This is a genomic window from Aeromonas sp. R6-2 (assembly GCF_040908155.1).
GTDB classification, from domain to species: Bacteria; Pseudomonadota; Gammaproteobacteria; order Enterobacterales; family Aeromonadaceae; genus Aeromonas; species Aeromonas schubertii.
Window position 1 is genome coordinate 198,182 of sequence record NZ_JBFODE010000029.1, and the last position, 24,631, is coordinate 222,812.

Below are 24,631 nucleotides of genomic sequence, written 5' to 3' on the forward strand. Positions count from 1 at the left end.
CAAACGGATGTCAGGAGCCCATTTCGATCTCAACCTGTTTCGGGTCTTCAATGCGGTCATGACATCCGGTGGTGTCTCGGCGGCGGCAGAGCAGCTGGAGATGACCCCTGCCGCCATCAGCCAGGCCATCACCCGACTGAGTAACCAGATCGGCGAGCCTCTCTTCGTCAGGCTGGGGCGCGGTATCACTCCCACCGCCCGCGCCCTCAGCCTGCACCGGGAAACGTCCGACTCCCTGCATACCATGGAGCGGGCCATTCGCCAGAGCGAGCAGTTCATTCCGGCCACCAGCCAGCGCTACTTTCGTATCGCGAGCCACCCCGATCTCGACATGATGTTGCTCCCCCCCCTGCTCAGGACACTGACCGAGCAGGCACCGCGCTGTCGCCTCGAGTCGGTCGCCAGCCTGCTCGATGAGCCCTCCCGGCTGCAGGCGTTGCGTCTGCACAATATCGATCTGGTGCTCAGCAGCACGCCCCATGAGGAGAAGGGATTTTGCAGCGAACTGCTGCTCGAGTATCCCACCCGGGTGGTGTGCCGTCGGGATCATCCTAGGATTGGTGATCACCTCGAGATGGCGGACTTTTTTACCGAAGAACATGTGGTGTGGGACGTGCGGCGCCGGGATGACTGGGTCGTTCGCACCCTGGCCCATGTAGAGCTGCCACCGCGCAATATCGCCTACGAGAGCAACGCCCTCATTTCGGCCCTGGTCATGGTCGGCCAGACCGACTGGTTGACCATCACCAGCAGCTGGCACCTGGCCCTGGTCAGCGACGCCCTCGCGCTCAAGGGATTCCCCATCCCCTGGCCGAGCGACGACTGCCCCCTCTATATGTGCTGGCACCAATCCCAGGACCAGGACCCGGGCCTCAACTGGCTGCAAACACAGATCCGCCAGCAGTGCCGGGCGATTCAGTTTCCCTGATGAAAACCCACAAAAAAGACAGGGACTCATTGAGCACAATTTAATCCACACTTAATGGTTGTTTATCGTTCACCCGAATGATCCCGCCTTCCCCTCTCCCTAGACTGGGCTCAAAACAACCAAGTCTGGAGATACCCCATGAAGTTGTCCCCCCTGGCCCTCACCCTGCTGACCCTCTCTATTGGCCACGCCGTGGCTGCCCCTGCCACCCCGGGCTCTGCCACTCCTCATACCGCCCAGTTTTTGGCATCGGTTGGCAAGACACTCCCCAACGACAAGATTGACGATTTCGACTATGCGACCAAGGGACTGATCGCCCAGGAGAAGGACCTGCTCATCAAGAATGCCGACGGCAAGGTGGTCTGGGAACTCGGCTCCTATGACTTCCTGAAGAAAGCGGGCCCCATCGCCTCCGTCCACCCCAGTCTGCAACGTCAGGCGACCCTCAACCTCAACCACGGCCTCTATGAAGTCACCGATGGCATCTATCAGGTGCGTGGCTATGATCTCGCCAACATCACCTTCGTGCGCGGCAAGAGTGGCTGGATAGTCTTCGATCCCCTGACCGTCCCCGAGACTTCCCGTGCGGCATTGGCGCTGGTCAACAAGCATCTGGGCGAGCGCCCGGTGGTGGCCGTCATCTACAGCCACCCCCATGCGGATCACTTTGGCGGGGTCAAGGGCGTCATCAGCCAGCAAGAGGTAGACGCCGGCAAGGTCCAGGTGATCGCACCGGAAGGCTTTACCGAGCATGCCATCAGCGAGAACGTGCTGGCTGGCAACGCCATGGCGCGGCGAGCCACCTATCAGTACGGCAACGTGCTGCCCAAGAGCGCCACCGGCCAGGTGGATGCGGCCATCGGCAAGAGCGTCGCCCTGGGTGAGCTGACCCTGATCAAGCCGACCAAAGAGATTGGTGCCGGCATCGAGGAGATCACCGTCGATGGCATCACCATGGTGATGCAAAGCACACCGGGCACAGAGGCGCCGGTGGAGATGAACACCTGGCTACCCCAGTTCAAGACCTACTGGGCGGCCGAGAACACCGTCGGCGGCCTGCACAACATCTATACCCTGCGCGGTGCCCCGGTGCGCGATGCCAAGGGGTGGAGCAGCTACATCAACCAGTCTTTGCATATGTTCGGCAACCAGGCCGAGGTGCTGATGGCCTCCCACACCTGGCCACGCTGGGGCAACGCCCAGATCGTCAGCTTCCTCGAGAAGCAGCGTGACATGTACGGCTTCATCCACAACGAGGCTCTGCGTCTGGCCAACCACGGGGTAACCATCGACGAGATCCAGGACGAGTTCAAGGTGCCCGATGCCCTCTCCAAGGAGTGGTACAACCGCGGCTATCACGGCAGCTATCATCGCAACGCCAAGGCGGTGGTTAACCGCTACCTCGGTTACTCGGACATGAACCCGGCCAAGCTGCTGCCCCTGCCCCCCAAAGAGGCCGCCGTACGCTATGTAGCCGCCATGGGTGGTATCGACAAGGTGGTGGCCGAGGGCAAACGCGCCTTCGATAAAGGGGAATACCGCTGGTGTGCCGAGGTGGTCAACCACGCGGTCTTCGCCGAGCCGACCAACGCCAAGGCCCGTCAGCAGCAGGCCAACTGCCTCGAGCAACTGGGTTATCAGAGCGAATCGGCCGGCGAGCGTAACAGCTTCCTGATGGGGGCCTTCGAGCTGCGCAACGGCGTGCCGCAAGGGGTCGCCACCAAGGGGGCCAGTGCCGACATGATTGCCGCCATGCCCATCTCCGACTTCCTCGACTATGTGGCGGTGCGCATGGATGGCAACCGGGTGGCCAAAGAGGGCTATACCCTGAGCGCCAACCTAGTGCTCTCCGACACCAAGGAGGAGTACCAGATCCGGGTGCAGAACGGTAACTTCAGCCACATCAAGGGCTATCGTGATGACAAGGCAGACGTCAACCTCACTCTCAAGCGGGCAGACCTGACCGAGTTCATGCTGCAAAAAGCCAGCCTCAAGAGCCTGCATGAGCAGGGGCGCCTCACCCTGGTGGGTGACGAGCAGAAGCTGCGCAAGCTCGGCGGTTACCTCGACAGCTTCGAGTTCTGGTTCAACATCGTCACCCCCAACGATCACAAGGGCCACAGCCACGGTCTGAGCGAGACCGGCGTCTCTCCCATCAACCGTTAATCCCATTGAGCCCGCCCGCCAGGGCGGGCTCTTTCGACTGTGAGTCAATCATGATGACAAGATCCTCCTTCCTGCTGCTCTGCCTGAGTACCACCCCGGCCCTGGCAGGGGGCCTCTCCCTCTACGAGACCGGCCCCCAGAATATGGGGCTGGCCAACGCCGGCGCGGCGGCCCGCGCCCAGGACGCCTCGACCCTGGCCAGCAACCCGGCCGGTATGAGTCGCCTCGAGGGCACCCAGATCCAGGTCAACGGTGGCTGGGTTCAGGGCCATCTGGAGGCCGCCGACGGCGGCAATGCGGTACAGACAGCTCCCCTCGGCAGCCTCTATCTGACCCATGAGTTCGATGAGCGCTGGCATGGGGGCGTTGGCCTCTTCGGCAGCCATGGCCTTGGGCTCGAGTACGCACCCAACTGGCAGGGGCGCTACCAAAGCCAGGAGGGTACCCTCACCGGTATCATGGCCACCGCCGCCCTCTCCTACCGCATCGATGAGCAGTGGTCGGTCGGCGCCAGCCTGCTCGCCTCTCACGGCACCGTCGAGGCGGCCAAGGCCGTCCGTCTGCTAGGTGGCGACGGCCAACTCACCTATGAAGAGGGTGATTGGGCCTATGGCTATATGCTTGGGGTTCTCTATGAGCCAAGCCAGACCAGCCGCCTGGGTCTGAGCTATACCTCTGAGCTTGAGTGGAACCTGCAAGGGGAAGCCAGCCTCACCCCTTCCAGCCCATGGCAACCGGATAGGGGCCTCAATCAACTGGGGGTCACTCTGGCCATGCCCCAGACCCTGACCTTGAGCCTCTATCAGCAGGTAAACGATCGCTGGGCCCTGCTGGCCAGCACCAACTGGCAGCAGTGGTCACGCTTCGGGGAAGTGGATGTGGCCCTGCTCAACGGCCGGGTGCAACAGACCCGGGATCTGAACTACAAGGACACCTGGCACCTGAGCCTGGGTACCCAGTTCCAGGCCACAGAGGCGCTGCAGCTGAGCACCGGCATCGCCTACGACAGCTCTCCCGTCGAGGATGCCGATCGCAGTGCAGCGCTGCCCCTCTCGGCGGCCTGGCGCCTGGGGCTGGGAGCCGACTACCGGCTCACCCCGACGACTCGCCTCAGCGCCGGCTACACCCTGGTCTGGCTGGGGGATCTTCCCCTCGATCTGAGCGGCCCCAATGGAGAGTTGCACACCCGCTATGACAATAGCCGGCTGCACTTCGTCAACATCGGCATCAATCACCAATTCTGAGTAACGCTGCCATGATCACTGCACTCAAAACCTGGGGGCGACGCCTCGCCCTCCTCCTGGTCTCCGTGGGACTGGTGGGGCTCTTCACCCGGGGCGCCGTCATCTATCCGGCCGAAGGCAAGAGCCTGGCCAGCACGCATCCTGCCATCATGCTCCTGCTCGACTCTCCCCTCTTCATGGGAGTGATCACCCTCATCACCCTCTATGTGCTGCTCTATACCCTCTACCTGCTGTGGCAGCTCCATGAGGTGGCGGTGCACAAGGCCAAGCTGGCCGAGTCGGCCCACATCACCCTGGTGTTTGCCCTCTCCCTGTGCGGCCTCTTTATCGACAAGACCTGGTGGGTGCTGGCCATCATCATCGCCTTCGGCCGCTGGGACCTCATCTCCGAGAAACTCAGCCACATCATCTCGCGCGGCCTTCAGAGCCGGGCGACGGGAGAGAAAGCATGAAAGAGATCCTGCTCCCCTATATCCTGCTGGTCTGGCTGCTGGTCAAACTCGGCATCCTGCCCTGGAACCTCAAGACCGGCTTCTGGAGTACCACTGTGGGGGCCCTGATCGGCCTGACCCTGCTGGCCATCTCACGCCATCTGGCACCGGTTGACTTCACCGACTCGGCCACCATCAAGGCACCCCATGCCGTGCTGAGCCCCCTGCTGGGGACCACCCAGTTTCATCAGATCGATACCATAGAGGTGGTCCACAACCAGACGGTCAGCCAGGGGCAACCCCTCTACACCCTGGCCAACTGGGAGAGCCGGGGCAAGGTTAGCGCCCTCGACCACCAGATCGTCGCCGAGCGGGCTCAGATAGCCGCCGAGCGCCACCAGCAGGAAGCCATCGACGCCAGGTTGCAGCTCAATCGACGGGAGATGGCCCGGCTGACACGTCTCGGTGACTATGCCAGCGAGCAGAGTCGGGATCAGCTGGCCAGCCAGATCGATGCGGACGTGGCCCAATACGCAGCCAGCGTGGCCAAGGTCAGCGCCCTGGAGTCCAGGATCCAGAACCTGACGGTCGAGCGAAACCTGCAGGCTCGCCGGGATGAAGAGAAGGTGATCCGGGCCCCCTTCGATGGCCAGGTGTCGGTGGTCAATATCGCCACCGGCTCCCGCACCGGCAACATGCACCTCTACGATACCCGGCACAAATTTCTCGAGTTTCGGGTGCCGGATCAGAGCGTGCGCAGCATAGAGGCGGGGCAGTTTGCCGAGTTCTATGTGGATGCCTATCCGGGACGCATCTTTCGCGCTCGTGTTCACTCGGTGCGCACCGGCACGGGCGAGGCTCAGCAGAGTGCCATGCAGGGGGATCAACACGTCCGCCAGCACGTGGCCAACAACGCATCCAGTCATGGTCGTACCGTGATTCTGGAGTTCAGCGAACCGGAGGGGATCGCCCTGCCCATCGGCACCACGGGCTCGGCCTGGATATCGGCCCGCAAACCTCACCCACTGCTCGGTTTTATCGACATCATAGGGGGCGCCACCGTCCGCCTGAAGGCGATGAAATCCTACCTCTTCTCCCTCTAAACGCGCGCGCCGGGTCTCTCACCCGCGCGCTCTTCTCCCTTTCACATCACATTTATCAATAAAACAGACAGCTCCGATTAAGAGCGCTTGTGTCAAATTTTCTTTCTGTAATGATGAAGTTAGCGCCTGACAGGAGATCAGGCCTGGCTTGAAATGGAGACAATCAGAGATGGCTCTGGACTACTTTGCCCTCGGGCTGCTTTTCTTCGTGGCGATCGTGATGTTCTACGGCATCATCGTCATTCACGACATACCTTATGAAATCGCCAAGCACCGCAACCACCCCCATCAGGATGCGATCCATGTGGCCGGCTGGGTGAGTCTCTTTACCCTGCATGTGCTGTGGCCCTTCCTCTGGATCTGGGCAACCCTCTACCGGGAAGACAGAGGTTGGGGCTTTGGCCAACGCCTGCAGAAGGATGAAGATACCCTGGCCGAACTGCAGAAGGAGGTCGCCGCCCTGCGCAGCCGCCTCGACGACATGAACCAGGCCAAGGGGGAATAATCATGGATCTGTTACTGGTTCTTACCTACACGGCCCTGTGCGTCGCCATCTTCAAGATCTTCCGCATCCCCCTCAACAAGTGGACAGTTCCCACCGCCGTCCTGGGGGGGATCGCCATCATCGGCACCCTCATCATGTTGATGAACTACAACCACCCCTACTCGGAGATGGCCCGTAACTACTACGTTTCGACCCCCATAGTCCCTCTGGTCAAGGGACGGGTGACCGAGGTGGCGGTCAAACCGGACCAGAAGGTGAAGAAGGGTGACGTGCTGTTTCGCATCGACGACGAGCCCTTCCGCCAGAAGGTCTCCAGTCTGGAAGCCCGGGTTAACGCCAATCAGGAACATGTCCGATCCATCGAGGCACGCCTGCGCTCGGCACGCCTCGACAGGGATCGTGCCAGCGAACTGATGCGCCGCGGCATCGGCAAGCAACGGGATCTGGACGTGAGCCAGGCCAACGTCGACGATCTGGCGGCCCAGCTCGATCAGCAGCAGGCGACCCTGGTCGATGTGCAGTCCCAGCTGCGCGAAGCCAACTACCAGCTCGAGCAGACCGTGGTCTACGCCCCCAGCAATGGCCATGTGGTGCAGTTGGCCCTGCGTCCTGGCATGATCGCAACCCCCTTTATGTACCGTCCCGTGATGACCTTCATCCACGAGGAGGATAACGCCTATGTCGGCTGGTTCTGGCAAAACAGCATGCAGCGTCTGGCGGTGGGTGACGAGGCCGAGGTGGTCATCGACGGCATCCCCGGCATGATCTTCAAGGGCGAGGTCGAAGCGGTCATTCCCGCCATCGCCGCCGGTAATGTGCAGGCCAATGCCGCCCTGCTGGATCAGAGTTCGGCGGTGCGCCCCGGTCGCCTGCCGGTTCGCATCAAGATCACCGACCCGCGCTGGCAGGAGTATCAGGTGATCGCCGGTGCCAGCGGCCAGGCGGCCATCTATACCCATCACTTCCATCACGTCTCCGTGATGCGCAAGGTGTTGCTGCGCATGGCCAGCTGGATGAATTACATCTTCCCCTTCCATTAATCCCCTCGGCGGCAGGCTCTCGTCTGCCGCCTCTTTCCCTACTGTCTCGCGTCGATAACCCCTTCGCCGCTGCTTCCCCTGCTACCCGCTTGGCCTATAATGGCCCCCCCTGTTTTCCAGCCCGAGCGGTGCGCATGTTTACCCTACGCCCCTATCAGCAAGACGCGGTCGATGCCGTGATCCGCCACTTTCGCCGTCACCAGGATCCCGCCGTGGTGGTGCTGCCGACCGGCGCCGGCAAGAGCCTGGTGATCGCCGAGCTGGCCCGCAAGGCGCGCGGCCGGGTACTGGTGCTGGCCCATGTGAAGGAGCTGGTGGAGCAGAACCACGCCAAGTATGAGGCCTGGGGAGTGACGGCAGACATTTTCGCCGCCGGGCTCTCGCGCAAGGAGTCGAGTGCCCAGGTGGTATTTGGCTCGGTGCAGTCGGTAGCGCGCAACCTGGAGGCCTTCGACGGCGCGTTTTCGCTGCTCATCATCGACGAGTGCCACCGGGTGTCGCTGGACGATGAGAGCCAGTACCACCAGGTGATCGCTCACCTGCGCATGGCCAACCCGGATCTCAAGATCCTCGGCCTCACCGCCACCCCCTATCGCATGGGGCTGGGGTGGATCTACCGGCGCCACTATCACGGCATGGTCAAGAGCCGTGGCGAGCGTCTGTTTGGGGATTGCGTGTTCGAGCTCCCCTTGCGCTTTATGATCAAAAACGGCTACCTGACCCCGCCTCGCCTCATCGATGCCCCCATAGTCCACTACGACTTCAGCAAGCTGGCCGCTCGCCCGGGGGGCCTGTTCGACGACGCCGAGGTGAACCGGGAGCTCAAACGCCAGGCCCGGGTCACGCCCCATATCCTCGAGCAGATCCGGGAGTACGCGGCCGATCGCCAGGGGGTGATGATCTTCGCCGCCACCGTGGAGCACGCCCGCGAAATCGCCACCCGACTGGGCGAGGCCGGCGAGGCGGTGGCCCTGGTCACCGGCGACACCCCGGGGCCGGAGCGCGACGCGCTGATCAGTGCCTTCAAAGCGCGTGAGCTCAAATACCTCGTCAACGTCTCTGTGCTCACCACCGGCTTTGACGCCCCCCACGTGGATCTCATCGCCCTGCTGCGGCCCACCGATTCGGTCTCCCTCTACCAGCAGATCGTCGGACGCGGCCTGCGCCTGGCCCCCGGCAAGACGGATTGTCTGGTGGTCGATTACGCCGGCAACAACATCAAGCTGTTCGACCCCGAGGTGGGAGAGCCACGCCCCAAGGGGGACAATGTGCCGGTGCAGGTGCTCTGCCCCGCCTGCGGCTTTGCCAATACCTTCTGGGGCAAGGTCGACGAAGAGGGCAAGGTCATCGAACACTATGGCCGGCGCTGCCAGGGCTTTCTGGAAGATGACGAGGGGACGCGCGAGGAGTGCGATTACCGTTTTCGCGCCAAGATTTGTCCCGGCTGCGGCGCGGAAAACGACATCGCCGCGCGCAGTTGCCACGCCTGCGATCAGGTGTTGGTCGACCCGGACGACCAGCTCAAGGCGGCCCTCAACCTCAAGGGGTGCATGGTGATCCGCTGTAGCGGGCTCTCCCTTGCCAAGGGGGAGGGCAAACAGGGGGAGAGGCTCGAGGTGACCTACCACGACGAGGACGGTACCACCCTCACCGACTACTACTCTTTCGCCACGCCGGCTGCGCGGCGCTTGTTTCAGCAGGTCTTTGTGCGTCATCATTGGCGCGCTCCCGGCCTGGAGCCCCAGTTCGCCACCCTCGATGCGGTGCTGGCCGCCGAGCCGCAGTTTCGGCATCCCGACTTCGTGATAGCTCGCCAGTCGGGACGCTTTTGGCAAATCAAAGAGAAAATTTTCGACTACCAGGGGCGCTACCGTACTGCCGACAGCGCCCGGGACGAGTAAGGATCCTTCATGCAGCGCTTTCTGATCGGGCTTTGCGCCCTCACCTCCGTCGCGGTCCAGGCCGCACCGCTGACCCCTCCCAAGGGGGGCCATGCCGCCATCGCCGTGATGGGCGCAAACGGCCTCGAATATCAGCACAACCTCGACGATCTCATGACCCCGGCCTCCACCATGAAGGTGATCACCGCCCTGGCGGCACGCCTGGAGCTCGGCGCCGACTTTCGCTTTGTCACCGAGATCCAGGCCAAGCCGGGCGCAAAGAGCGGCGATACCCTTAACGGGGATCTCTGGATCAACTTCGTCGGTGACCCCACCCTGGGACGCATGGACCTGCTGAGCCTGTTCAAACAACTCGGCATCAAGCGCATCACCGGCAACGTCTACGTCAACACCGGCGCCTACAACGGCTATGAGCGCGGCAACGGCTGGTCGTGGGGGGATCAATCCCTCTGCTTCACCGCCCCTGTGGGGGCCGTCATCATCGACAAGAACTGCGCCTACGGTACCGTCACCGCGACCCAGATTGGCCGCCCCGCCAGCGCGAGCAGCCCGGCTGGCGTGCCCATCAGCATCAGCGCAGAAGAGGTGGATGTGATGACCTACGGGGACATGGCCCGCCAGTCCTGCGCCCTCGAGGTGGAGATGGCACGCGGCAACCACTACGACCTGCGCGGCTGTATCGCCCCGAGCAAGGATCCCCAGGGGCTGCGTTTTGCCATCTACGATCTCGAGGCCTGGGGCTGGGACAACATCCGCTGGGCCATGGATCGTGCCGGCATTAGCCACGACGGAGCCCTGCGCCTGACCCATCAGGCCCCGGTCGGCGCCGAGACGCTGGCCAGCCACAGCTCCAAGGCCCTGCCTGAGCTGCTGTCGCACATGCTCAAGCGCTCCGACAACCTCTATGCCGACACCTTCCTCAAGACCGTCGGCCGCCACTACTACAACATGCCGGGCAGCTTCAGAAGCGGCACCAAGGCGGTGCGCGCCATCCTCGGCAAGGTGGGGATCAACCTGGACAACGCCAGCCTGGCCGACGGCTCCGGCCTCTCTGCCCACAATCTGGTGAGCGCCCGCCAGATGCTGGAGGTGCTCGCCTATATCCAGCGCAACGACGCCACCCTGGACTTCATTCGCCTGCTCCCCTCCTCCCAGGTGGACGGCACCCTGGCCTGGCGTGGCTCGGTCACCGCCCCCTTCATGAAGAACCGGGTACACGCCAAGACCGGCACCGTCACCGGGGCCTCCAACCTGGCCGGCTTCATGGACACGGCCAATGGCCAGCGCAAGGCGTTTGTGATGTTTCAAAACTCCCTGTCCCTCGATCCCGCCACCCACGAACGCTATCGCGCCAGCAAGGCGCGCTGGCCCTGGACCACCTTCGAGAAGGGGGTGCTCGAGAGCATCTACCAGAACCAGGCGATTCAGATCGCCGAATAAGGGCATCGGATCTTTGCACTTCCCCACCGGGCTTACCCTCGCTATGCTGGGCGGGCCCGATGAAATTGGAGAATCAACATGTTTGCAGTCATCTTCGGCCGTCCCGGCTGCCCCTATTGTGTTCGCGCCGAGCAGATCGCCGAGACCCTCAAGGCCCAACGCGACGACTTCAACTTCCGCTACGTGGACATCCACGCCGAGGGGATCACCAAGGAAGACCTGGCCAAGAGCGCCGGCAAGCCGGTCAACACTGTGCCCCAGATCTTCCTCGACGAGGTGCACATCGGTGGCTGCACCGATTTTGAGGCCTATGCCAAGGCCAACCTGGGGCTCTACCAGGAGTAAGCCCTCTCACAAAGCAAAAGCCCCGGCCAGATGACCGGGGCTTTTGCTATCAGGAGCCAGGGGCTGGCCACTTACGCCAGGGTGGCGTCAAACCTGACCCGCGACTTGGAGATGAGGCTGTTGCAGCGGTTGCAGAAGTAGTCCACCGCTCCACACGCCTTGAGCCGCTCCAGGGGCTCACCACAATCGGGGCACAGAGGCAGGATCCGCACCAGACGCTGGCAGTGACCACAGGTCACCTCCCGGCCCCGGGTGTCGATCCCCTCCCCGCAACCGGGGCATTGTACCGTGCTCATCGTCACTTCTCCTCAATGTAAACGGCCACCCCGAGGGGCGGCCGTCTGAATTACTTCTTGCTGCCCTTGAGCTTCATCAGGCGCTTGCGCTGACGCTCCTGGCTCAGGGTCAGCACGTTCTTCTTGTTCTCGAACGGGTTGGCCCCCTCCTGGAACTCGATCCGGATCGGCGTCCCCATGATCTTCAGGGACTTGCGGAAGTAGTTCATCAGGTAGCGCTTGTAGGAGTCCGGCAGATCGTCCACCTGGTTACCGTGGATGATGATACGCGGCGGGTTATAGCCACCGGCGTGGGCATACTTCAGCTTGACCCGGCGGCCACGCACCATAGGCGGCTGGTGGTCCTGCTGGGCCATCTGCATGATACGGGTCAGCATGGCGGTGCTGGTACGGCGGGTCGCCGACACATAAGCCTCGTCGATGGACTCGAACAGGTGGCCCACACCGCTGCCGTGCAGGGCGGAGATGAAGTGGACGCGGGCGAAGTCGATAAAGCCCAGACGGCGGTCCAGCTCGCTCTTCACGTCGTCTTTGACCTTCTGATCCAGGCCGTCCCACTTGTTCACCACCAGCACCACGGAGCGACCGGAGTTGAGCACGAAACCGAGGATGCTGAGATCCTGATCCGTGATGGTCTCGCGAGCGTCGATCACCAGCAGGCAGACGTTGGCATCCTCGATGGCCTTGAGGGTCTTGATGACGGAGAACTTCTCCACCGTCTCGTGCACCTTGCCGCGGCGACGTACCCCGGCGGTGTCGATCACCACATACTTCTTGCCGTCGCGCTCGAGGGGGATGTAGATGGAGTCGCGGGTGGTCCCCGGCATGTCATAGACGATGACCCTATCTTCACCCAGCATGCGGTTGGTGAGGGTGGACTTGCCCACGTTGGGACGACCGACGATGGCAAACTTGACCGGCAGATCCGCGTAGCGATCCTGCTTCTCCTCCTCGTCGGAGGGGTTGAACTCCCCTTCCGCCAGCATGCGCACCAGGGCCTCTTCGTCGAACTCCTCCTCGGGCTCCTCGTCACCCTCGCCCTCGGCCACCAGGGCCTCCAGGTGGGGGGCCAGGGCCAGCTCGAGCAGGCTCAGCACGCCGCGGCCGTGCGCCGCCGCGATCTGGTAAACGTCACCCAGTGCCAGGGCATAGAACTCGGCACTGGCAGAGTCCCCGTCGATACCGTCGGTCTTGTTGGCCACCAGAAACACCTTCTTGTGGCACTTGCGCAGGTGCTCGCCGATGGCGATGTCGGCAGCGGTCAGACCGGCACGGGCATCCACCATGAAGAGCACCACATCGGCCTCCTCGATAGCCTGCAGGGACTGCTCGGCCATCTTGAGTTCAATGCCCTCTTCGGAGCCGTCGATACCGCCGGTATCGACCACGATGAATTCCAGCTCGCCCAGCTTGGCCTGGCCATATTTGCGATCCCGGGTCAGACCGGGAAAGTCGGCCACCAGGGCGTCACGAGTGCGGGTCAGGCGGTTGAACAGGGTGGATTTCCCCACATTGGGGCGCCCCACCAGGGCAACAACAGGAGTCATAAAAGCCTCATTATTCGGGTCTTATCCAGGGGCCATACGCGGCTTCGATAAGACGACAAAGGCTCCGGGTCCGAAGACCAGGAGCCGTCAACATACCTTCGGGGTCGGTCAAGGACGCTTGATGGCGTACAGCTTGCCGCTACGGCTCTGGATATAGAGTGTATCCCCGTCCACCAGGGGCGCCGCATAGAGGCCGCTGCTGTCGAGCTCTTGCATTGCCTTGATGGTGCCATCGAAACGATCGATCCAGTAGAGGTAACCCTCCACGTCCCCGACCACCACATAGTCACCCAGTACCACGGGGGCGGTCACGGTGCGGTTCTCGAGCTTGGTATTGGACCAGAGCTCCAGACCGTTACGCTTGTCCACCGCAAACAGATGGCTGCGGCTATCGGTGATAAAGATGTCGGCGCCGCTTACCGCCATGTCGCGGTAGGCAGAGTACTTGCGCTTCCACACCTCGTCGCCGGAGAGCAGCTTGCGCGCGACCAGCTGGCCGTTGTAGGCGATGGCGTAGAGCTCATCACCGGCCACCAGGGGCGTGGCGTCCACATCGACCATGCGATCGAGCTCGGTGGCACCGCGCGGGTCAGCCACCTTGGACTGACGCACCGGCTGGCCGTTGCTCAGCAGGGCAATACCGACACGCCCGTCGGCGCGGCCGTAGAGCACGGCACCGTTGGTGATCACCGGGGTCGCGGCGCTACGCAGGGTCAGGGGCGGCTGCTCTTCGGAGAGGGACCAGAGCTGCTTGCCATCTTCGGAGTCCAGGGCGATCAGCTGGCCCGAGGTGGTCAGCACCACCACGTGACCGTCGGCCACGGCGGGGCTCGCCACCACTTCGCCGGGCACATTGACCTGCCACAGTACCTCGCCCTTCTCCTCGGACAGGGCATAGACTACCCCGTTTTCGGAGCCGAGGAAGATCTTGCCATAGGCCAGGGTCAGACCGCCGGAGAGGCGGGCGCTGCGCTTGTCGGCGTTGATCTCGAGATCCCCCAGATCGACGCTCCACACCTCTTTGCCATTACCGCGCTCGAGGGCGGTCACGTCTCCGTCGCGGGAGGCGGCGTAGATACGGTCCCCGTTGATGGCGGGACGCAGTTGGGAGTAGAAGTCACCGATACCACCACCGATGGAGCTGCTCCAGTCGGTCTTGGCCTGGAAGGCAGACTCTATGGTCGGCAGCGGCGCCATGGGGTTCACGTCTTCGTCACTGCTAAACAGGGAGCACCCCTGCAAGGCCAGGGAGACGGCGGCTCCCAATACCACTTTCTTGAACAGATTACGCATCCTGCTTCTCATCCAGAGCTGGGGCCGGCAGGGCCAGATCATCCATCTTCAGGCGCAGCTCGGGGCTGCTCTGAAGGCCACCCGCATCGGCAGCGGCTTGATAGGCATCGCGCGCCTCTTCCCGCTTGCCCTGGGCCAGCAGAATGTCACCGCGCACCTCGGCCACCTGGGCCTTGAATCCTTCATCCTGCACCTTGGCCAGACGAGCCAGGGCCTCATCGGCCTTGCCCTGTTCGGCCAGGATACGAGCCAGACGCACGGCGGCGATGGCCTGCACGGCGGCATCGCTCTTGTCGGCGATCGGGGTCAGCTGGGTGACAGCCAGGTCCAGCTTGCCCGCCTTGACGGCGGCGGAGGCCAGCTCCAGCGCGGCGAGATCCCCATAGGCATCGCCCTGGTTGGCCTTGATGAAGGCTTCGACCTCCCCGTAGGCCTTCTCGTCACCCTGGGCCAGGGCCATGGTCACCTTGCCGTATTCGGCGGAGGCCTGCTGCATGTTGGAGAGCTGGTGATCGTTGTAGAAACGCCAGCCAAAGAGGCCAGCCAGACCCAGCACGGTACCCGCGACGATCGAGGTGCCGTTCTCCTTCCACCACCCCTTGATGGCCTCAACCTGTTGTTCTTCGGTGGTATAGACTTCCACGTTACTCTCCTTTGTCGGCCAGCAGAGCGATGGCCTCGTCAACCTTGACGGTCACCTGCTCGGCCTGGCCACGCAGATACTTGATGGTCACTTCGCCATTTTGAACCTCGCTCTCGCCGAGGATCAGGGCAATGGACGCGCCGCTCTTGTCGGCACGCTTGAGTTGTTTCTTGAAGTTGCCGCCACCACAGTGGTTCATCAGACGCAGGGTCGGCAGGGCATCGCGCAGGCGCTCGGCCAACATGAAACCGGCTGTCTCGCTCCCCTCGCCCACCATGGCGAGATAGACGTCGACGGCGGGGCGCACATCCTTGTTGAGCTCGAGGGTCTCGAGCAGCAACACCAGACGCTCCATCCCCATGGCAAAACCGACCGCCGGAGTAGCCTGGCCACCGAGCTGCTCGACCAGGCCATCATAGCGACCACCGCCACAGACGGTGCCCTGGGCCCCCAGGCTGCTGGTGACCCACTCGAACACGGTCAAGTTGTAGTAGTCGAGGCCGCGCACCAGGCGCTCGTTCACCTCATAGGCGATGCCGGCAGCCTCGAGCAGGCGCTTGAGCCCCTCGAAGTGAGCACGGCTCTCCTCACCGAGGTAATCCATCAGGCGCGGCGCGTCGGCCAGCAGGGCCTGCACCCGCTCGTCCTTGGAGTCGAGCACCCGCAGAGGGTTGCTGTACATGCGGCGACGGCTGTCCTCGTCGAGCAGATCCTGATGCTGCTCGAGGAAGGCAACCAGGGCATCCCGGTAGGCAGCGCGCTCGCTGCTCTGGCCCAGGGTGTTGAGCTGCAGGGTCACATGATCGGCAATGCCAAACAGGCGCCACAGGCGATGGGTGAGCAGGATAAGCTCGGCGTCGATGTCCGGGCCGTTGAGGCCAAACACCTCGACACCAAACTGGTGGAACTGGCGATAGCGACCCTTCTGGGGACGCTCGTAGCGGAACATGGGGCCCGTGTACCAAACCCGGCGCTCCTGGTTATAGATGAGGCCGTGCTCGATACAGGCGCGCACGCACCCTGCGGTCCCTTCCGGACGCAGGGTCAGGCTCTCGTCGTTACGGTCGCTGAAGGTGTACATCTCCTTCTCGACCACGTCGGTCACCTCACCGATGGCACGCTTGAACAGGGGGGTCTGCTCGACGATGGGCATACGCATCTCGCTGTAGCCATAGCCGGCCATCACCTGGCGCAGGATCTCTTCTACTTTCTGCCAGGCCGGGCTCTGCTCCGGCAGGCAATCATTCATACCGCGAATCGCTTGGATCTGTTTTGCCACGTTGATACTCAAGAAAAAGACGTGAAAATTGGCCGCATTATAGGGACTTTCCCCCACGAGGTAAAACCGGGTTGGAGGGACGAGAAAGCGACCATTCGAAACGGCACGGGCCACCCGAGGTGGCCCGCCATGGATTAACGCTCGTCCACCTGGATCTGGTTGCTCGGATCCAGCATGGCGGCACGGGCACGGATACGCTGCTCCAGCACCGGCACCAGCGCCTTGTTATCGAGCCGGTCGACCCGCTGTCCGCCCTCGTAGAAGGCGCTCTTGTTGGCCGCACCGGCGAGCCCCAGATCCGACACCAGCGCCTCGCCGGGACCGTTCACCACACAACCTATGATGGAGACATCCATGGGCGTGATGATGTCCTCGAGGCGCTGCTCGAGCTCGTTGACCGTACCGATGACGTCGAACTCCTGACGGGAGCAGGAGGGACAGGCGATGAAGTTGATGCCACGGGAGCGGATGCGCAGGGACTTGAGAATATCGAAGCCCACCTTCACCTCCTCCACCGGATCGGCGGCGAGCGAGATGCGCAGGGTGTCACCGATGCCGTCGGCCAGCAACATGCCAAGGCCGATGGAGGACTTCACCGCACCGGCGCGGAAGCCGCCCGCCTCGGTGATCCCCAGATGCAGGGGCTGCTCTATCTGCCGGGCCAGCAGGCGATAGGCGCCGACCGCCAGGAAGACATCGGACGCCTTGACGCTCACCTTGAAGTTCTGGAAGTCCAGCTTGTCGAGGTAGTCCACGTGGCGCAGGGCAGACTCCACCAGCGCCTCGGGGGTCGGCTCACCGTACTTCTCCTGCAGATCGCGCTCGAGCGATCCGCCGTTGACCCCGATACGGATCGGGATGTTGAGATCCCGCGCACAGTCGACCACGGCGCGGATACGCTGCTCGTTGCCGATATTGCCCGGGTTGATGCGCAGGCAGTCGGCACCGTACTCGGCCACCTTGAGGGCGATGCGGTAGTCGAAATGGATGTCGGCGACCACGGGGATGCGGGTCTGCTCCTTGATGAGGCGAAACGCTTCGGCCGCCTCCATGGTGGGCACCGAGACCCGCACGATGTCGGCACCGACCCGCTCGATACGGCGGATCTGCTCGACCGTGGCGGCCACATCCGTGGTCTTGGTGTTGGTCATGGTCTGCACCGTGATGGGGGCATCGCCCCCCACCGGCACATTGCCGACCATGATCTGCCGGGACTTGCGGCGAACGATGGGAGATGCGTGGGAAGACATGGGCATCTTACTCCTGCGGCAGGGTCATACGGGCGGTACGGCCGTTGTTGTAACGGCTCATGTCGATCTCCTGCCCCTTGTATTGAATACGGATGGCCATGGGGGCGCCAATATGCAGGCGCAGGGGCTCCTTCCCTTCCAGCAGCAGCTCGTCATTGGCGCGCTTGAGACCGCTAAACAGGCTCTTGCCACTGGCATCTTTCACATCCAGCCAGCAGTCGGCAGTGAAACTCATCTTGAGCTGGGGCACGGCACTCCCCTGCTCGTCGGCCGGGGCCGGCTCGGGGGACTGGGTAGCGGTCGCCGCACTGGCCACCGGAGCATCACTGTTCGCTGCGCCATCCTCTGGCGCACCGACGGCGACCTCGGCCTCGCTGACATCGCTCAGCGGGGGCTGCTCGGCGGCAGGCAACAACGGCGTTTCGGCCGGAACCAGGTCGGCGGGTGTGGCCTCGGCCGGGGCGGCCGTCTCGCTGGCGGCGAGCTGCTCCTGACCGGCTGCGCGGCGATTGGACTCCTGCCACCACCAGGCCACCAGCAGACCCGCCAGTGCCAGCACCACCAACCAGGTGACGATCTTGAGCCGGCTGTCGCTGGCCTCGCGGCGGGTACGCTTGGAGAAGCTCTGCATGTTGACGCCCTGCACCGGCTCCAGGCCGAGATGGGCATAGGCTTCCAGGATCTTGCCCTCCTCGATACCGACCAGCTTGGCGTAGGTACGCAGATAGCCGCGGATAAAGGTGGGTGACGTGTGTTTGTCGTAAGTATCAGACTCGATGGCCGCAATCAGGGTAAGGCGAAGATGAAGGCGGGATGCGACCTGCTCACGGCTCCAACCCATGGCTTCACGGGCTGTGCGCAGCAACTGGCCTGGGCCAACTACCGGGGAGGAGTCTTGGGAATCAAATTGCTGTTCAGTAGTCATTGGCTAAGTAACGCTTGGCTTGTTGCGAATTGGGAAACTGTTCAACCAGTTGCGAACCATACTGGTGCAATTGGGCTGGCCTGTCGAGAGATTGGGCGAGGCGAAGACGCAACCACAAGCTGGCCGGACTCTCCACCGCCACCTCCCCGTATCGGGTCAGATAGGCCTGGGCATCATCGGGCTTGTTGTGAGTGAGTGAGATATCGGCCAGATCCAACAGCAGGCTCGGTTTGCGCGGATTATACCCCAAGGCCAGACGATAGTACTCACTCGCTTTCTCATTTTTGCCGCTTTGTGTCGCGCAGATCGCCGCATTTTCATAGGTGTCGGCGATCTTGGCGTAGCCGGGCTCAACCACGGTGCGATTGAACATCTGATCCGCCTCATCGTAGCGCTGACGGGCACAGAGGAAGGCACCGTAGTTGTTCATGGCATCGGCGGCATGGGGATCGAGTTCGAGCACCTTGCGATAGCTGCGCTCGGCGGCGGTGTAATCCTTCACGGACTGATAGAAGTAGGCGTAACCCAGATAGACTTCCGGGTTGTTTTCGTCGTATTGCAGGGCGCGGTCGAGGTTGAACTTGGCTTGTTCCGGATTGCCCTTGCGCAGGTATTGCAGACCGAGATCGAGACGGGTCTTGGCGGCCGCCTTGTAATCGGGGCCCATCACCTCATGCTGGGTACCGGTTTGCCCGACATAAGAGGTTTCGGTCACACAAGCGGGCAGTGCCACCAGCACTGCCCCCATCAACAGGATTCGACTATCCATGGTCCATCCCAACGCAAGAGCTTGAAGATTAGACCATTTTGACGGAAATACCCTCTTCTTGCATCCGCTTTTTCATGGTGCGCTTGGTACGGTCGATGACATCGCCGACCAGTTGGCCGCAGGCAGCATCGATATCGTCACCCCGGGTCTTTCGCACGATCACGGTAAAACCGTACTCCATCAGCACCTTGGAGAAGCGATCGATCCGGCTGTTGCTCGGCTTGCCATAGGGGTTACCCGGGAAAGGGTTGAAGGGGATCAGGTTGATCTTGCTCGGGGTATCCTTGAGCGCCTGGGCCAGCTCATGGGCATGCTGCATGTCATCATTGATATGATCGAGCAACACATACTCCACGGTGACGCGACCCTGGTTGGCATTGGATTTCTCCAGATAACGGCGCACGCCGGCGAGGAAGGCCTCAATGTTGTATTTATCGTTGATCGGCATGATCTCGGAGCGCAGCTTGTCGTTGGGCGCGTGCAGGGAGATGGCCAGCGCCACGTCGATCTGCTCGCCGAGCAGATCCAGTGCCGGCACCACCCCGGAGGTGGAGAGGGTGACCCGACGCTTGGAGAGACCAAAGCCGTAGTCATCGAGCATCAGCTTCATGGCCGGTACCACGTTGGCCAGGTTGAGCAGGGGCTCACCCATCCCCATCATCACCACGTTGGTGATGGGGCGCTTGCCCCCCACGACCTTGGCCGCACGCCACACCTGACCGATGATCTCGGAGACCCGCAGGTTGCGGTTGAACCCTTGCTGGGCGGTGGAGCAGAACTTGCACTCGAGGGCACAGCCCACCTGGGAAGAGACGCACAGGGTGGCGCGATCTTCTTCCGGAATGTAGACGGTCTCGACCTCTTGATCTCCCACCTGCAGGGCCCACTTGATGGTGCCATCGGAGGAGCGTTGCTCGCGGCTGATCTCGGGGGCGCGGATCTCGGCGATGGCCTTGAGGCGCTCGCGCAACACCTTGTTGACGTTGGTCATCTGATCGAAATCGTCGCAACCGAAGTGATAGATCCACTTCATCACCTGATCGGCACGAAACGGCTTTTCGCCCAATTCGACGAAGAAGGCGCGCAGTGCATCGCGATCCAGATCCAGCAGGTTGGTTTTCATTTCGCTCATCAGAACCTCAGACAAATTGACAGACCCCGTAAAAAGGGCGCGGCATTGTACAAATAATGGTGGTGCCTTTCCACCCACAGAACAACCGGGAATAGAGAAAAAGCAAGGGGGGGAGCCCAGGCTCCCCCCCTCGTTACCACGCCGGATTAACCGCGCGGGCAGATTTCGTTGTCACCGAAGAAATAGGCGATCTCGCGAGCGGCAGAGGCCGGGGCGTCGGAGCCGTGTACGGCGTTGCGATCGATGCTCTCGGCGAAGCAGGCGCGCAGGGTGCCGGCCAGGGCCTCTTTCGGGTTGGTGGCACCCATGATCTCGCGGTGACGGCGGATGGCCTCTTCGCCTTCCAGCACCTGTACCATGACGGGACCGGAGGTCATGAAGTTGACCAGACCCTCGAAGAAGGGCTTACCTTCGTGCTCGGCATAGAAGCCCATGGCCTGTTCACGGGTCATGTGCAGCATCTTGGCGGCAACAATACGCAGGCCGGCGGTTTCAAAACGGTTGTAGATGGCACCGATCAGGTTCTTGCTGACGGCATCCGGCTTGACGATGGAGAAGGTACGTTCGATAGCCATTATGTTCTTTCCTTAACTGCAGAGGGTTCTTGTTGTAATCCGTTTGCGGGCGCGATTATACGTAAAGAAAAAACGGAAAAACACACAAAAATTCAACCTTTCCTTAAAATCGAAGCTCATTTGAACAACATCACGACCTGTGATGCCACTCCTTGATACCAGAAAACGGCCAATTGCACACGAATAGCGCATCGGTATCGTGAAAGAGATCGAAAAGGGGACGAGCAGCGGGCCCGGGAGAAGCGCAGAAAAAACCCCGCCACTGGGCGGGGTAAAGCAAGCAACACTCCGGTTTCCCGGAGAAAGAGTTCAGGCTGTCGACTCACCACTCCCCGGCACCACGCTTGGGGAGCGATGACCATCACACCTCCTCCACGGCAGAGGCCGCAAAGGAACCATGCTGACATTCGACGGTGAAAGAGACTAAAGTGGAGTCCCCACTTAAGGAAATGATTTATTAGCATTACATTATGCACAAAACGAATTTACGAGGACTTGACCTCAACCTGTTGGTGATCCTTAAGGTGCTGCTCGATGAGTGCAACACCACCAAGGCAGCCGAGCGACTGGCCATGAGCCAACCCGCCGTGAGTCGTGCACTGGCCCGGCTGCGCACCATGTATGACGATCCCCTGCTGGTGCGGACCCCCCAGGGAATGGAGCCGACCGCCAAGGCTCTGCTGCTGCGACAACCCCTGCGCGAGATATTGCAGTCAGTCGAGCAGACCCTGCTCCCACCGGCGCCGCCCGAGCCCACCGAATTTACCGGTACCCTGCGCATCGCCGCTCACACCTATATGGAGTACGTGATCCTGCCCGGCCTCATCGAGCAGCTCCATCAGGAGGCCCCTCACCTCACCCTTCATATCATGCCCCTCGGTGCCGATTATGAGCGCCTGCTCGACGAGGGCACGGTGAGCATGGTCATTACCAAGCAAGATGAGGTGCCCAGCCGCTTCGAGCAGATTCGCCTGCTCGAGGACCGGCTGATCTGTGTCGCCAGCAGGCAGCACCCCTGCGCGGGCCAGCGGATCGACTACGAGGCCTTTGCCAACGCCGATCACCTGCTGGTTGCCCCGCGTGGCTCGGAGGGGGGCGTCCTCGACGAGATCCTGCTCAGGGAGGGGTTCAAACGTCACACCCAGCTCATCGTGCAGAGTTTTCTCTCGGCTCCCTTTATCCTCTCTCGCTCGGGGCTGCTGCTCACCTCGCCAGCCCGGGTGCTCGCCCCCCTGATGGAGCATCTGGAGCTGACCGAGATAGCGACCCTCTTCCCGCTGCCACGCTTTGCCATCAGCCAGATCCGCCACCGGCGGGATGAAGGAGACGCACTGCTTAACTGGTTCTCGGGCAGACTAAGACGCTGGTGCGCCGATCTGCAGACCGTGTGACGGTTGCCTGGCCGCCCTGCCGATGCCAGAATCGGTCGCTTCGAGGAGAGTAAGTGGAGAACACAATGCAAGTGGTGATGTACGGGATCAAGAACTGCGAGATATTATTGTTGAAAATGCCGAATTAATGATACAAAAAAGCCCAAGCTAGGCTCGGGCTAAAGACTCAAAAGCTACTGTTTCTCATCGTCTTTCTGACCATCTCCAATAATCATCTCGGGTTTCGAACGATGAATCCTATCAATCAGGAAGTGCATTCCTAAAACCGTCGTGAACAATATATTCCAAAGAGTTAAGAGATAGAGTGTCGCTAGAACCATTTTCCAAAAAGGATACTCTATGCAGAAGCTATGTATTGTTCCTGACGCTAACTGTACCAAGCCACCAGCGAAGTACATTGCAATGCTCATGAATGCAAGATAACCAAATAGGTAACTCAGGAAACTGCGTCTGCTCAGAGCTAAACCACGCAATTTGGGTCTATCAGACCCTTCCATGAGATCATCCATGCCCTCACGGTTAAAGGTTGCCACAGCAGCCATTGAAGCAATGTAAAAACCAGATAATATCTGCAAAATCCCATTTGATAGAGAAATGATGCTGTCTTTTCCGATAAATGAAATCGGTTGTGGCAGAAAAACGTAAATCACCAGAATGCTCATCGCGGCAAAAATCAGCGGTAAGCCAAAATCGAACCACCTTTTCTCGGTGCTCGATATCAACACATAGTGCAGCGGCTTTAAGAGCTTATCCACGACAAACATAAATCACCTTTTCTTAAGTATTTTCAACATCTTATGATTAAGATCTGGATGAATTGAGTCTTGGCAATGCAGAATTTGTTCTGACAGAACAACATGCTCTGTCCTCACAAAGCTAGATGCAAGGTAATCATCTCGTCTCGCATCCAATTGAATTCCTTTTCTCCGTTTATCACCATCCTCGTACATCAAACGTAGCCCTGTGTACTCGGTATTTTGAAAATGACCTACTGTTTTTCTCACTAATGCCATTGCTTTTTCTGCACGAGTTTTTGGCGTTTTGATCATCAGCCGAGTTTCTTCGACCCTCAAGTCTCCATCATCATCCAAAACAGCATTCTTTGACTTTTGCACTACAGTGAACCCCAACAGCCAGCCATCTTTTAAGCAATCAGAAATACTTTGGCCTGCTAATGGCTGCAATGAAATGCTAGGTCGACATTTAACCGTAGAGCGTTTACTACCGTTAACTCGTTCAAACTCAAGTGATACAGCATCCGCCATGAAAGATGTCATACAGGCACCGATCAGCGTCTTCGTGACTCCGGGAACCTCCTCAAAAACAGCGGCGTAAATGTCTGAAAATGAAGCATTTATTGGATCAAGAGCAATTACGAGATGTGCCGTTGCTGCCACTCCCTCACCATCACCTTTTTTCACTACTCGTGATTCACCAGTAGCAAGTTTTGCAAACGCAGGGTCGGAAACACCGCTATCAGACAACTGGAAAAGCAGCGTAAGAGCATTCGGATCAGATACATCATAACTAATGATGCGTAAGACTGATTTTTCATTGTTAAACGGGTATACAGCTTTACCGCTATCAATCAGCTTGATGAAAAATGGCAAGCATTTTCTCAGGGGCATATCTGGAGCATCTTTGGGAATCCGCCCCATTTCTAGCTCACAATCAATCACATAGCGACTATAGTCATCAAGCAGCATTCTGTATCCGTTCCAAAAAGTTAATGGTTGGGCAAGTGTATATCCATGTAAAAGCTATGGAAAGCAAACTATAAGGGCTACATGGAGCCCTTAACGATACGATGCACACTTGAACCGCTAATCCCTAAACGTCTAGCTATCGCAGCTTTTGGTTGTCCTTGTGAAACCAAATACAGCACTTCATCACGCTTCTCCATAGCTGTCGGCTTCCGGCCCTTGTAGACCCCTTTTGCCTTTGCCAAGGCGATCCCTTCCGCCTGACGCTCCAGCATGATTTCCCGCTCGAACGTGGCGATAGCTCCGATCATCGTCAGCATCAGCTTGCCTGTCGGAGTGGCCGTGTCGATGCCCAGATTCTGGATCTGCAATGTTACCCCTTTGGCGTGTAGCTGGTCTGTGATCTCCAGCAAGTGCCGGGTGTTCCGGGCCAGACGATCCAATTTTGTCACTTTTAGCACGTCTCCAGAGCGGACGAATTCGAGCATTGCCTGTAGTTGCGGCCTATCCGTCTTGCTACCGCTGACCTTCTCGTTAAAGACTTTTTCGCACCCCGCCAGAGCTGCCAGTTGCTGCTCCAGCGATTGCCCCGTGGTCGAGACACGGGCATACCCGATGATTGCCATGATGGCCTCCCAATAGGCTCAAGACCCTGCAAGAAAAACGTGTCAAAACTCGAAAACCAACCCGTGTGACAGGGGTTGCCGAGGGGCTTCCGGTCTGTC

General features: G+C 60.6%; 24 protein-coding genes. 11 read left to right on the forward strand and 13 right to left on the reverse strand.

The genetic code is table 11. From position 1 onward, the window contains the following. Nucleotides 1–7: 7 nt before the first annotated feature. The 10 genes from AB5Y48_RS05690 (at nucleotide 8) to AB5Y48_RS05735 (ending at nucleotide 11,103) form a co-directional block, all read left to right on the forward strand. On the forward strand, nucleotides 8–928 hold the full coding sequence (locus tag AB5Y48_RS05690) for a LysR substrate-binding domain-containing protein (RefSeq protein ID WP_224159867.1): 921 nt from the start codon (nucleotides 8–10) through the stop codon (nucleotides 926–928). A 138-nt stretch (nucleotides 929–1,066) separates the two neighbouring features. Then, nucleotides 1,067–3,094 (forward strand): alkyl/aryl-sulfatase, encoded by a 2,028-nt coding sequence (locus AB5Y48_RS05695; protein ID WP_368163969.1) that lies wholly within the window; start codon nucleotides 1,067–1,069, stop codon nucleotides 3,092–3,094. A 50-nt stretch (nucleotides 3,095–3,144) separates the two neighbouring features. Next, nucleotides 3,145–4,338: an OmpP1/FadL family transporter gene (locus tag AB5Y48_RS05700; RefSeq protein ID WP_368163970.1), complete on the forward strand. Its 1,194-nt coding sequence runs from the start codon at nucleotides 3,145–3,147 to the stop codon at nucleotides 4,336–4,338. Nucleotides 4,339–4,349: 11 nt separating this feature from the next. Further along, nucleotides 4,350–4,790, forward strand: coding sequence for a hypothetical protein (locus tag AB5Y48_RS05705; protein WP_050664651.1), 441 nt, complete (start codon nucleotides 4,350–4,352; stop codon nucleotides 4,788–4,790). After that, nucleotides 4,787–5,872, forward strand: coding sequence for an HlyD family secretion protein (locus AB5Y48_RS05710; RefSeq protein WP_368163971.1), 1,086 nt, complete (start codon nucleotides 4,787–4,789; stop codon nucleotides 5,870–5,872). Before AB5Y48_RS05705 ends, AB5Y48_RS05710 begins: the two co-directional genes overlap by 4 nt. Nucleotides 5,873–6,041: 169 nt before the next feature. Beyond that, nucleotides 6,042–6,377 carry a DUF3302 domain-containing protein gene (locus tag AB5Y48_RS05715; protein ID WP_050664649.1) on the forward strand — a complete coding sequence of 112 codons (336 nt, stop codon included), beginning with the start codon at nucleotides 6,042–6,044 and terminating at the stop codon, nucleotides 6,375–6,377. A gap of 2 nt (nucleotides 6,378–6,379) precedes the next feature. Beyond that, nucleotides 6,380–7,417 carry an HlyD family secretion protein gene (locus AB5Y48_RS05720; protein ID WP_050664648.1) on the forward strand — a complete coding sequence of 346 codons (1,038 nt, stop codon included), beginning with the start codon at nucleotides 6,380–6,382 and terminating at the stop codon, nucleotides 7,415–7,417. Nucleotides 7,418–7,551: 134 nt separating this feature from the next. Next, nucleotides 7,552–9,318: a DEAD/DEAH box helicase gene (locus AB5Y48_RS05725; protein WP_368163972.1), complete on the forward strand. Its 1,767-nt coding sequence runs from the start codon at nucleotides 7,552–7,554 to the stop codon at nucleotides 9,316–9,318. Nucleotides 9,319–9,327: 9 nt separating this feature from the next. After that, nucleotides 9,328–10,758, forward strand: coding sequence for a D-alanyl-D-alanine carboxypeptidase/D-alanyl-D-alanine-endopeptidase (gene dacB / locus AB5Y48_RS05730; protein WP_050664646.1), 1,431 nt, complete (start codon nucleotides 9,328–9,330; stop codon nucleotides 10,756–10,758). 78 nt (nucleotides 10,759–10,836) lie between these two features. Next, entirely contained in the window at nucleotides 10,837–11,103 is a 267-nt protein-coding gene (locus AB5Y48_RS05735) for a GrxA family glutaredoxin (RefSeq protein WP_005356030.1), read from the forward strand. 71 nt (nucleotides 11,104–11,174) lie between these two features. Here AB5Y48_RS05735 and AB5Y48_RS05740 read toward each other — a convergent pair whose 3' ends face one another. The 10 genes from AB5Y48_RS05740 to ndk all read right to left on the reverse strand — a co-directional run bounded on the left by AB5Y48_RS05740 (nucleotide 11,175) and on the right by ndk (nucleotide 20,812). Beyond that, nucleotides 11,175–11,399: a zinc ribbon domain-containing protein gene (locus tag AB5Y48_RS05740; RefSeq protein ID WP_050664645.1), complete on the reverse strand. Its 225-nt coding sequence runs from the start codon at nucleotides 11,397–11,399 to the stop codon at nucleotides 11,175–11,177. A gap of 50 nt (nucleotides 11,400–11,449) precedes the next feature. After that, the gene (gene der, locus AB5Y48_RS05745; RefSeq protein ID WP_368163973.1) at nucleotides 11,450–12,946 is read right to left on the reverse strand and encodes a ribosome biogenesis GTPase Der; all 1,497 of its coding nucleotides are present in this window, start codon (nucleotides 12,944–12,946) and stop codon (nucleotides 11,450–11,452) included. A 108-nt stretch (nucleotides 12,947–13,054) separates the two neighbouring features. Further along, nucleotides 13,055–14,239, reverse strand: coding sequence for an outer membrane protein assembly factor BamB (gene bamB, locus AB5Y48_RS05750; RefSeq protein WP_050664643.1), 1,185 nt, complete (start codon nucleotides 14,237–14,239; stop codon nucleotides 13,055–13,057). Next, nucleotides 14,232–14,882 (reverse strand): tetratricopeptide repeat protein, encoded by a 651-nt coding sequence (locus tag AB5Y48_RS05755; RefSeq protein WP_136613843.1) that lies wholly within the window; start codon nucleotides 14,880–14,882, stop codon nucleotides 14,232–14,234. The genes bamB and AB5Y48_RS05755 overlap by 8 nt, the downstream gene beginning before the upstream one ends. Before the next feature lies 1 nt (nucleotide 14,883). Next, nucleotides 14,884–16,161 carry a histidine--tRNA ligase gene (gene hisS, locus AB5Y48_RS05760; protein ID WP_368163974.1) on the reverse strand — a complete coding sequence of 426 codons (1,278 nt, stop codon included), beginning with the start codon at nucleotides 16,159–16,161 and terminating at the stop codon, nucleotides 14,884–14,886. Between the two features lie 134 nt (nucleotides 16,162–16,295). Further along, nucleotides 16,296–17,411 (reverse strand): flavodoxin-dependent (E)-4-hydroxy-3-methylbut-2-enyl-diphosphate synthase, encoded by a 1,116-nt coding sequence (ispG, locus tag AB5Y48_RS05765; RefSeq protein ID WP_050664716.1) that lies wholly within the window; start codon nucleotides 17,409–17,411, stop codon nucleotides 16,296–16,298. A 7-nt stretch (nucleotides 17,412–17,418) separates the two neighbouring features. Continuing rightward, nucleotides 17,419–18,336, reverse strand: coding sequence for a RodZ domain-containing protein (locus tag AB5Y48_RS05770; RefSeq protein ID WP_368163975.1), 918 nt, complete (start codon nucleotides 18,334–18,336; stop codon nucleotides 17,419–17,421). Beyond that, nucleotides 18,326–19,105, reverse strand: coding sequence for a type IV pilus biogenesis/stability protein PilW (gene pilW / locus AB5Y48_RS05775; protein ID WP_050664640.1), 780 nt, complete (start codon nucleotides 19,103–19,105; stop codon nucleotides 18,326–18,328). The genes AB5Y48_RS05770 and pilW overlap by 11 nt, the downstream gene beginning before the upstream one ends. A gap of 28 nt (nucleotides 19,106–19,133) precedes the next feature. Then, the gene (locus tag AB5Y48_RS05780; RefSeq protein ID WP_050664639.1) at nucleotides 19,134–20,237 is read right to left on the reverse strand and encodes a bifunctional tRNA (adenosine(37)-C2)-methyltransferase TrmG/ribosomal RNA large subunit methyltransferase RlmN; all 1,104 of its coding nucleotides are present in this window, start codon (nucleotides 20,235–20,237) and stop codon (nucleotides 19,134–19,136) included. Between the two features lie 146 nt (nucleotides 20,238–20,383). Beyond that, nucleotides 20,384–20,812: a nucleoside-diphosphate kinase gene (gene ndk / locus AB5Y48_RS05785; protein WP_050664638.1), complete on the reverse strand. Its 429-nt coding sequence runs from the start codon at nucleotides 20,810–20,812 to the stop codon at nucleotides 20,384–20,386. Nucleotides 20,813–21,282: 470 nt separating this feature from the next. Between ndk and AB5Y48_RS05790 the strand changes: the two genes are divergently transcribed. Continuing rightward, complete coding sequence (locus tag AB5Y48_RS05790) at nucleotides 21,283–22,203, forward strand: LysR family transcriptional regulator (RefSeq protein ID WP_368163976.1); 921 nt, start codon at nucleotides 21,283–21,285, stop codon at nucleotides 22,201–22,203. A gap of 173 nt (nucleotides 22,204–22,376) precedes the next feature. Here the strand turns inward: AB5Y48_RS05790 and AB5Y48_RS05795 are convergent, their stop codons facing one another. From AB5Y48_RS05795 to AB5Y48_RS05805, 3 genes are all read right to left on the reverse strand, one after another. Beyond that, on the reverse strand, nucleotides 22,377–22,967 hold the full coding sequence (locus AB5Y48_RS05795) for a hypothetical protein (RefSeq protein WP_179903533.1): 591 nt from the start codon (nucleotides 22,965–22,967) through the stop codon (nucleotides 22,377–22,379). 3 nt (nucleotides 22,968–22,970) lie between these two features. Beyond that, complete coding sequence (locus AB5Y48_RS05800; protein ID WP_134984411.1) at nucleotides 22,971–23,909, reverse strand: hypothetical protein; 939 nt, start codon at nucleotides 23,907–23,909, stop codon at nucleotides 22,971–22,973. Between the two features lie 77 nt (nucleotides 23,910–23,986). Continuing rightward, a complete protein-coding gene (locus AB5Y48_RS05805; protein WP_368163977.1) occupies nucleotides 23,987–24,532 on the reverse strand; it encodes a recombinase family protein in 546 nt (181 codons plus the stop codon). Between the last annotated feature and the right edge of the window lie 99 nt (nucleotides 24,533–24,631).

What these genes read in the sequence shown, in the direction of transcription:
- der (WP_368163973.1), bottom strand. Translation starts at nt 12,946, where the DNA reads ATGACTCCTGTTGTTGCCCTGGTGGGGCGCCCCAATGTGGGGAAATCC.
- AB5Y48_RS05715 (WP_050664649.1), top strand. Translation starts at nt 6,042, where the DNA reads ATGGCTCTGGACTACTTTGCCCTCGGGCTGCTTTTCTTCGTGGCGATC.
- AB5Y48_RS05770 (WP_368163975.1), bottom strand. Translation starts at nt 18,336, where the DNA reads ATGACTACTGAACAGCAATTTGATTCCCAAGACTCCTCCCCGGTAGTT.
- bamB (WP_050664643.1), bottom strand. Translation starts at nt 14,239, where the DNA reads ATGCGTAATCTGTTCAAGAAAGTGGTATTGGGAGCCGCCGTCTCCCTG.
- AB5Y48_RS05790 (WP_368163976.1), top strand. Translation starts at nt 21,283, where the DNA reads ATGCACAAAACGAATTTACGAGGACTTGACCTCAACCTGTTGGTGATC.
- dacB (WP_050664646.1), top strand. Translation starts at nt 9,328, where the DNA reads ATGCAGCGCTTTCTGATCGGGCTTTGCGCCCTCACCTCCGTCGCGGTC.
- AB5Y48_RS05710 (WP_368163971.1), top strand. Translation starts at nt 4,787, where the DNA reads ATGAAAGAGATCCTGCTCCCCTATATCCTGCTGGTCTGGCTGCTGGTC.
- AB5Y48_RS05795 (WP_179903533.1), bottom strand. Translation starts at nt 22,967, where the DNA reads ATGTTTGTCGTGGATAAGCTCTTAAAGCCGCTGCACTATGTGTTGATA.
- AB5Y48_RS05705 (WP_050664651.1), top strand. Translation starts at nt 4,350, where the DNA reads ATGATCACTGCACTCAAAACCTGGGGGCGACGCCTCGCCCTCCTCCTG.
- AB5Y48_RS05805 (WP_368163977.1), bottom strand. Translation starts at nt 24,532, where the DNA reads ATGGCAATCATCGGGTATGCCCGTGTCTCGACCACGGGGCAATCGCTG.
- ndk (WP_050664638.1), bottom strand. Translation starts at nt 20,812, where the DNA reads ATGGCTATCGAACGTACCTTCTCCATCGTCAAGCCGGATGCCGTCAGC.
- AB5Y48_RS05690 (WP_224159867.1), top strand. Translation starts at nt 8, where the DNA reads ATGTCAGGAGCCCATTTCGATCTCAACCTGTTTCGGGTCTTCAATGCG.
- AB5Y48_RS05800 (WP_134984411.1), bottom strand. Translation starts at nt 23,909, where the DNA reads ATGCTGCTTGATGACTATAGTCGCTATGTGATTGATTGTGAGCTAGAA.
- AB5Y48_RS05740 (WP_050664645.1), bottom strand. Translation starts at nt 11,399, where the DNA reads ATGAGCACGGTACAATGCCCCGGTTGCGGGGAGGGGATCGACACCCGG.
- ispG (WP_050664716.1), bottom strand. Translation starts at nt 17,411, where the DNA reads ATGTCTTCCCACGCATCTCCCATCGTTCGCCGCAAGTCCCGGCAGATC.
- AB5Y48_RS05695 (WP_368163969.1), top strand. Translation starts at nt 1,067, where the DNA reads ATGAAGTTGTCCCCCCTGGCCCTCACCCTGCTGACCCTCTCTATTGGC.
- AB5Y48_RS05780 (WP_050664639.1), bottom strand. Translation starts at nt 20,237, where the DNA reads ATGAGCGAAATGAAAACCAACCTGCTGGATCTGGATCGCGATGCACTG.
- AB5Y48_RS05735 (WP_005356030.1), top strand. Translation starts at nt 10,837, where the DNA reads ATGTTTGCAGTCATCTTCGGCCGTCCCGGCTGCCCCTATTGTGTTCGC.
- AB5Y48_RS05700 (WP_368163970.1), top strand. Translation starts at nt 3,145, where the DNA reads ATGATGACAAGATCCTCCTTCCTGCTGCTCTGCCTGAGTACCACCCCG.
- AB5Y48_RS05725 (WP_368163972.1), top strand. Translation starts at nt 7,552, where the DNA reads ATGTTTACCCTACGCCCCTATCAGCAAGACGCGGTCGATGCCGTGATC.
- AB5Y48_RS05720 (WP_050664648.1), top strand. Translation starts at nt 6,380, where the DNA reads ATGGATCTGTTACTGGTTCTTACCTACACGGCCCTGTGCGTCGCCATC.
- pilW (WP_050664640.1), bottom strand. Translation starts at nt 19,105, where the DNA reads ATGGATAGTCGAATCCTGTTGATGGGGGCAGTGCTGGTGGCACTGCCC.